Source organism: Streptomyces glaucus (genome assembly GCF_039533365.1).
GTDB lineage: Bacteria > Actinomycetota > Actinomycetes > Streptomycetales > Streptomycetaceae > Streptomyces > Streptomyces glaucus.
Map to the genome: position 1 here is coordinate 114065 of NZ_BAAATK010000020.1, position 7522 is coordinate 121586.

Annotated in this window: 5 protein-coding genes; 3 read left to right on the forward strand and 2 right to left on the reverse strand. The window is 76.1% G+C overall.

Going from position 1 to position 7522, the window contains the following annotated elements; all coding sequences use genetic code 11:
* Nucleotides 1-12: 12 nt before the first annotated feature.
* Complete coding sequence (locus tag ABD363_RS17165) at nucleotides 13-1431, forward strand: NAD(P)/FAD-dependent oxidoreductase (protein WP_344604343.1); 1419 nt, start codon at nucleotides 13-15, stop codon at nucleotides 1429-1431.
* Here ABD363_RS17165 and ABD363_RS17170 read toward each other — a convergent pair.
* The gene (locus tag ABD363_RS17170) at nucleotides 1334-2047 is read right to left on the reverse strand and encodes a phosphatase PAP2 family protein (protein WP_344604345.1); all 714 of its coding nucleotides are present in this window, start codon (nucleotides 2045-2047) and stop codon (nucleotides 1334-1336) included. The two genes, ABD363_RS17165 and ABD363_RS17170, sit on opposite strands and share 98 nt — an antisense overlap.
* 380 nt (nucleotides 2048-2427) lie before the next feature.
* Complete coding sequence (gene gabT / locus ABD363_RS17175; protein WP_344604347.1) at nucleotides 2428-3762, reverse strand: 4-aminobutyrate--2-oxoglutarate transaminase; 1335 nt, start codon at nucleotides 3760-3762, stop codon at nucleotides 2428-2430.
* Nucleotides 3763-4050: 288 nt separating this feature from the next.
* Here gabT and ABD363_RS17180 point away from each other — a divergent pair, with 288 nt between their 5' ends.
* On the forward strand, nucleotides 4051-6195 hold the full coding sequence (locus ABD363_RS17180; RefSeq protein WP_344604349.1) for an ATP-binding protein: 2145 nt from the start codon (nucleotides 4051-4053) through the stop codon (nucleotides 6193-6195).
* A 121-nt stretch (nucleotides 6196-6316) separates the two neighbouring features.
* Nucleotides 6317-7522, forward strand: a 1206-nt coding sequence (locus ABD363_RS17185) for a PucR family transcriptional regulator ligand-binding domain-containing protein (protein WP_344604351.1), incomplete at its 3' end; no start/stop codon positions are given.

Below are 7522 nucleotides of genomic sequence, written 5' to 3' on the forward strand. Positions count from 1 at the left end.
GGAGTTGAGATCATGGCCGCGAGCGCCATGAGCCGCTGGACGAAGTCCCTCTCCGAAGCCCAGCCCGTCCCCTACTGGCTGGACGACCCCGCCAGACCCCGCCCCGAGCCCGCGCTCACCGCCGCCGAGACCTGCGACCTGCTGGTCGTCGGCGGCGGCTACAGCGGCCTGTGGACCGCGCTGATCGCCAAGGAACGCGACCCGCGGCGGGAGGTCGTCCTCCTCGAGGGCCGCGAGGCGGGCTGGGCCGCCTCGGGCCGCAACGGCGGCTTCTGCGCCGCCTCCCTCACCCACGGGCTGCCCAACGGCCTCACCCGCTGGCCGGACGAGATCCACCGGCTCCAGGAGCTGGGCGCCCGCAACCTCGACGAGATCGAGCGGGCGGTCGCCCGCCACGCCATCGACTGCGACTTCGAACGCACCGGCGAGATCGACGTCGCCACCGAGATCCACCAGGCGTGGGAACTGCGCGACGGGTACGAGGAGGCGCGGCGCCGGGGCCTGGCCGACGGCGTCGAGTTCCTGGACGCCGACGCGGTGCGGGAGCAGGTGGACTCCCCGACCTTCCGGGCGGGCCTGTGGGACCGCCGGGGCGTGGCCATGCTCAACCCGGCCCGGCTCGCCTGGGGGCTGAAGCGGGCGTGCCTGGGCCTCGGCGTCCGCGTGTACGAGCACACCCCTGCCCTGACCTTGCGCCCGTACGGCGGCGGGCTGGACGTCCGCACCCCGTACGGCCGGGTCCGCGCCCGCCGGGTCGCCCTCGGCACGAACGTCTTCCCCAGCCTGGTCAGACGGGTCCGTCCGTACACCGTCCCGGTCTACGACTACGCCCTGATGACCGAGCCGCTCACCGCCGCCCAGCTGGCGTCGATCGGCTGGCGGAACCGCCAGGGCCTCGGGGACAGCGCCAACCGGTTCCACTACTTCCGCCTGTCCGCGGACAACCGCGTCCTGTGGGGCGGCTACGACGCGATCTACCCGTACGGCGGCCGGGTGCGCGCCGAGTACGACGACCGGCCCCGGACCTACGCCAAGCTCGCCGGGCACTTCTTCACCTGCTTCCCGCAGCTGGAGGGCGTCCGCTTCACCCACGCGTGGGGCGGCGCCATCGACACCTGCTCGCGCTTCTCGGCGTTCTTCGGCACCGCCCACCGGGGCAGGGTGGCGTACGCGGCGGGCTACACCGGTCTCGGGGTCGGGGCCACCCGCTTCGGCGCCGAGGTGATGCTGGACCTGCTGGCGGGGGAGCGCACCGAGCGCACCGAGCTGGAGATGGTCCGCACCAAGCCCCTGCCGTTCCCGCCCGAGCCCTTCGCGTGGACCGGCATCGCGCTCACCAAGTGGTCGCTGGCCCGGGCGGACGCGCACGGCGGCCGGCGCAACCTGTGGCTGCGGACGATGGACCGGCTGGGCCTCGGCTTCGACAGCTGACCCCCCGGGGAGGCCGGCCGCCCCGGCCGAGGAACACCACGAGGCCGGTCAGCAGCACCGCGCCGAGGCACCAGCCGGCCACGACGTCCAGCGGCCAGTGGTAGCCGCGGCGGACCAGCCCGGACCCCACGCCGAGGTTGACGACGACGCAGGCGACGACGGCCGCCCGGCGGGCGGGGGCGGCGCGGAGCCAGGGGAGGAGGACGGCCACGGCCGAGCCGTAGGCGACGGCGGCCGTGACGGTGTGCCCGGAGGGGTAGTAGCCGGTGCCCGGCGGCATGACCGGCGGGCCCGGCCGGCCGGTGAGCTCCTTGAGGGGGATCACCAGCGCCGGGACGAGGGCCATGAGCAGCGCCGCGGCCACGGGGGGCCGCCACCACCGGTCCGCGCCGCCGGCCCGGCCCCGCCGGGCGACGTACGCCGCCGCCAGGGCGAGCACCGGCACCGCGACCTGGACGGCGCCCAGGTCGGCGAGGAGTTCGGAGAGGCGGTCCGGGCGGACCAGGGCACGGCTGAGCCGCTCGTCCGCGCCCACCAGGGCGCCGTCGGCGACGACCTGCCAGGTGATCAGCGCGAACAGCAGGGCCGGAAGCCCGAGCGGGAGGAGGATCGCCACGGCGCACAGCCTGGCAGATCCGGCCGGACGGCGGAGAAGGAGGTCGGCCGCCCCGGAACGAGGGGGGATGGTTCCGAGGCGGCCGTCCGGACCGGAACGCCGCGCGCCCCGGGGGGTCTGGGGCGGGCGACCGTCCGATCGGTGAGGAGACCCGGAGCCGTCGGGCTCCGGTGTGCGCGAGGGCACGGCCAGGTCGAGGCTGGGGAGGCCCCGGCCTGATGTCACCCACAGTCCCCTGTGGGCGGGGGTGTATCTCTCATCTGCCTAGAACCTACGGCAGGGGGTGCGCGCGCGACAGGGAGAACGGCGTCCCGCCATCCACCTCCCACACCTTCTTCACACCCTCTGCCGTCGGCCCCTCAGACGTGCGGAAACAGGGCTCAGATGCGCGTGAACGCCTGCTCGATGATGTCGAGGCCCTCGTTCAGCAGGTCCTCGCCGATGACCAGCGGCGGCAGGAAGCGCAGCACGTTGCCGTAGGTGCCGCAGGTCAGGACGAGCAGGCCCTCGGCGTGGCAGGCCTTGGCGAGCGCGGCCGTCGCCTCCGGGTTCGGCTCCTTGGTGGCGCGGTCCTTGACCAGCTCGATGGCGATCATCGCGCCGCGGCCCCGGACGTCGCCGATGACCTCGAACTTCTCGGCCATGGCGGTCAGCCGGGCCTTCATGATCGCCTCGATGTCCTTCGCCCGGGCGTTGAGGTCGAGCTCCTTCATCGTCTCGATCGCGCCGAGCGCGCCCGCGCAGGCGACCGGGTTGCCGCCGTAGGTGCCGCCGAGGCCGCCCGCGTGCGCGGCGTCCATGATCTCGGCGCGGCCGGTGACGGCGGCGAGCGGCAGGCCGCCGGCGATGCCCTTGGCGGTGGTGATCAGGTCCGGGACGATGCCCTCGTCCTCGCAGGCGAACCACTGGCCGGTGCGGCAGAAGCCGGACTGGATCTCGTCCGCGACGAAGACGATGCCGTGGTCCGCGGCGAACCGGCGGATCGCCGGCAGGAAGCCCTTGGCCGGCTCGATGAAACCGCCTTCGCCGAGCACCGGCTCGATGATGATCGCGGCGATGTTCTCCGCGCCGACCTGCTTGGACATCTGGTCGATCGCCTGGGCGGCGGCCTCGGGACCGGCGTTGTCCGCGCCCGTCGGCCAGCGGTAGCCGTACGCCACCGGCACCCGGTACACCTCCGGCGCGAACGGGCCGAAGCCGTGCTTGTACGGCATGTTCTTCGCGGTCAGGGCCATGGTGAGGTTGGTGCGGCCGTGGTAGCCGTGGTCGAAGACGACGACGGCCTGCCGCCGGGTGTACGCACGGGCGATCTTGACGGCGTTCTCGACGGCCTCGGCGCCGCTGTTGAACAGGGCGGACTTCTTCGCGTGGTCACCGGGGGTCAGCTCGGCGAGCGCCTCGGCGACGGCCACGTAGCCCTCGTACGGCGTGACCATGAAACAGGTGTGGGTGAAGTCGGCGAGCTGGGCGGCGGCCCGGCGCACCACGGCCTCGGCGGAGGCGCCGACGGACGTGACGGCGATGCCGGAGCCGAAGTCGATCAGCCGGTTGCCGTCGACGTCCTCGATGATCCCGCCGCCCGCGCGCGCGGTGAACACGGGCAGCACGGAGCCCACGCCCTGCGCGACCGCGGCGGTACGGCGGGCCTGCAGCTGAAGCGACTTCGGGCCGGGGATGGCGGTGACGACGCGGCGCTCCTGCGGAAGTGCGGTCATGCGGGGCTCCTGGGTGTGCTCGGTTTCCGTACGCGGTGGTGGGTCCTTGCGGACACATGCCTTCTTTTCCCGCAGGCTAGGACGAGGGGAGGGGGCTGGGCATGCTCCATGTGGGCGTTGTCGGGGGGTGCGGTTGTCCGCGGTGGACATAGCGGCGTTCCCGGCGGGTGCGGCGGGCGCGGACCGTCCGCCCCGGGTCCGGCCGCGTCAAGCGGTGGACTCCCCGGGCGGGGGCGTTAGATTGACTGGCTGACGGTGGACGGAGCGGCTGCTCAGGGGGCAAGGGCGATGGACAGCGACGGGATCCGGGACGCGCGGGGCACGCATGCGGATCCTGTGCCGCGTCCGGCGGTGCCGCCTCTGCCGCCCGCGGTGCCGCCTCTGCCGCCCGCGGTGCCGCCGCGGCCGACGCGGGCGCCCGGGACGCCGCCGGCGCCGGACGGGCCGGCGTTCCTGGCGTGGCTGCGGACGCCCCGGCCGGAGGCCCTGCCCGGCGTGTGGCGGTTCGGGCACCGGCCGCGGCCGCAGGAGGAGCCGGAACAGGTTCCCGGCCGGCAGCTGGCCGGCGGCGCGGTCATCGCGTTCCTGTGCGGATGGCTGCTCTGCTCCCTGCTGTGGAACGGCTACCTGGGCGACTTCTGGATGTGGCCGTGGTACGTGCTGGCCCCCGAGTCGTGGACGCTGGGACAGGCGGGGGCCCTGGGCGGCGCGGCCTCGTACGTCTACACGGGCCTGGTGTTCGCCGCGGTCTTCGTCGTCTTCGCGAGGATCGGCCGCTGGCCCGAGGTGTGGCGCCGCTACGGCCCTGCCGCCTGGCGCCGCACCGCCTCCGCCGCCCCGCCCCCCGCCCCCGAGCAGGACCCCGCCGACTACCCGCAGCTGCGGGCCGCCGGGGCCGTCGACGCCGCCGAGCGGCTGGCCGCCGAGGCCCGCGCCGGACTGATGCGGGACGTCGACCACGCCCGGATCACCCGCGCCTGGCAGGGCGTGCGCAGCGGCCGGCACAGCCTCGCCGCCTTCCGCGGCGCGGTGCTCAAGGACGGCGCCGCCGCCTGTCCGCACCCGTCCGGCGCGCGCGACCTGCCCGCCCGGCAGGCCCCGCACGACCTGGTCACCGGGCAGGTCCGGCTCGGCACCACCGCCGACGACCCCCGCAACCCGTACGCCTACCGCGGCACCGGCCTGGCCCTCGGCCCCGACCTGCTCGGCACCTCCCTGCTGGCGGTCGGCCCGGCCGGGTCCGGCAAGACCGGCAGCGTCGTCCGGCCGCTCGCCGAGTCGCTGTGCCTGCACGCGCTCGCCGGCCGGGCCGCCGTGGTCGTGGTCGGCGCGGCCGGCGCGGGCCTGGGGCCGGCCGACGCCTACGACGTCGTGATACGGATCGGGAACCCGGACTCCGTGTACGACCTCGACCTGTACGGCGGGACCAGCGACCCGGACGAGGCGGCGGCCGTGCTCGCCGAGGCGCTCGTCGGGGACCTCGCCGACCCGCACCCGGGAAGCGACAGCCGGCGCTCCACGACCGTCCTCGCCCAGCTGCTCGGGCCGTTCCGGGCGGTCCACGGGCGCTTCCCCTCGGTGCCGGAGCTGCGGCAGCTGCTCGACGGCGCGCCCGGGCCGCTCGCCGCGCTGCGCGCGGCGCTGCAGGACGCCGGGCGGGAGTCGCTGCTGCGCGAACTCGACGCGCGGGAGCGGCAGATGAGGCAGCCCGGCGATGTGGCGGCCGTGCTCGCCGACCGTGTGGCGCTGCTGGACCGGCCCGCCTTCGCCGGGTTCTTCGACACCTCCGGGGCCTCGCGGCCGTTCTCGCTCAAGGCCCTGGACCATCCGGTGCGGGTGCGCGTCGACCTGCCCGAGCGGGGGCACGCGGACGCCTCGCGGATACTGGCGCGGCTGGTGCTCGCCCAGTTCACGGCGAGCGTCGCGGTGCGCGAGGACCGGTCGCTGTTCGCCTGCCTGGTCCTGGACGACGCCACGGGCGTGGTGACCCCCGAGTCCGTCCGCGGCATCCAGCGGCTGCGCTCCGCCCACGCCGGGGTGGTGCTGACCCTGCGCACCCTGGACGACGTGCCGCGCCCGCTGCGCGGGCCGCTGCTCGGGGCCACCGGCTGCCGGATGGCGCTGTCCGGGCTCACCCCGTGGGACGGGCAGGACTTCGCCGAGGTGTGGGGCAAGGAGTGGACCGAGGCCCGGGACGTCACCGACCGGCAGATCATCGCCGAGACCCCTGCGGGCAAGGCCGTGCACGCACTGCGCCGGGTGATCACCGGCAAGGCGCCGACCGCGCGGGCGGTGACCGTGCGGCAGGTGGAGCGGGAGCGGTGGTCCGCCTCCGAGCTGGCGCACGCGGTGCCGCCGGGGCACGCGGTGCTGTCGCTGACGAACGTCCGCGGCGAGCACGCGCCGCCGCTGCTGGTGGACCTCAGGGGTTGAGGCCCTCCGGGCCGCGCGGGCCCCGGGACCGTGCAGTGAGGCAGAATCGGCATCGGGCGTTCATCCGTCCCGGCCAAGACATCGCACGGTCACCCAGCCCCGACGCCTACCCGAGAGTCCCATGCCCCCCACGCTCGCCTCGCTCGTCCACCACTCCGCGCTGAAGCTGACCGTGCGGGCGGGCGGGGACCGCCTGGACGTGCCCGTGCGCTGGGCGCACGTCAGCGAGCTGGCCGATCCCGTGCCCTACATGGAGGGCGGGGAGCTGCTGCTGATCACCGCGCTCAAGCTGGACGCGGAGGACCCGGAGGCGATGCGCCGCTATGTGCGGCGGCTCGCCGGCGCGGGCGTCGTCGGGCTCGGCTTCGCCGTCGGCGTCACCTACGACGAGATCCCCGCGGCGCTCGTCGACGCCTGCGCGCAGGAGGGGCTGCCGCTGCTGGAGGTGCCGCGCCGCACCCCGTTCCTCGCCATCAGCAAGGCCGTCTCCGCGGCGATCGCCGCGGAGCAGTACCGGGCCGTGACGGCCGGGTTCGCCGCGCAGCGGGAACTGACCCGGCAGGCGCTCGCGGCCGGCCCGGAGGGGCTGCTCGCCGCGCTCGCCGCGCAGGTCGACGGATGGGCGGCGCTGTACGACGCCTCGGGCGCCGTCGTCGCCGCGGCACCGGAGTGGGCGGGCCGCCGGGCGGCGCGGCTCACGGCGGAGGTGCAGCGGCTGCGGGAACGGCCCGCACCCGCCTCCTCGGTGGCCGGCGCCCCCGGCGCCCCCGGCGGCGAGGACCGGGTCGAGCTGCACTCCCTGGGCACCGGACGCCGCCCCCGGGCCGCGCTCGCCGTCGGCACCGCCGCCGCCCTCGGCACCGCCGAGCGGTACGCCGTCCACTCCGCGGTCGCCCTGCTGACGCTGACCACGGAGCGGTCGCGCTCGCTGCACGCGGCCGAGCAGCGGCTCGGCGCGGCCGTGCTGCGCATGCTGCTCGCCGGGGAGCCGGACCACGCGCGCACGGTCGCCGGGGACCTGTACGGCGGGCTGCTGGACGCTCCCTTCCGGGTGATCGTCGCCGAGTCGGCGCCGGCCGGGTGCGCCCCCGGCCGGGCGCACCCGCGCGGGCCCGCCGCCGGGGGCCCGGCGGCCGCGCTCGCCGCCGGCCCGGGCGGGGATGCGCTCGGCTCCCTCGCCGAGGCCGTGGAGTCGGCCGCGGCCCGCGCCGGGGAGGCGGTGCTGGCGGTGCCCGAGGGGCGGCGGCTGCTGGAGCTGGCGGCGGACGGCGGCGCGGCGGTCGCCGCCTGCGGCGCGTACGCGGCGGCGCTGGCGGCGGGCCGGTCG

Excerpts from the sequence above, each read along its gene's own strand:
- ABD363_RS17165 (WP_344604343.1), top strand. The coding sequence starts at position 13 with ATGGCCGCGAGCGCCATGAGCCGCTGGACGAAGTCCCTCTCCGAAGCC.
- gabT (WP_344604347.1), bottom strand. The coding sequence starts at position 3,762 with ATGACCGCACTTCCGCAGGAGCGCCGCGTCGTCACCGCCATCCCCGGC.
- ABD363_RS17180 (WP_344604349.1), top strand. The coding sequence starts at position 4,051 with ATGGACAGCGACGGGATCCGGGACGCGCGGGGCACGCATGCGGATCCT.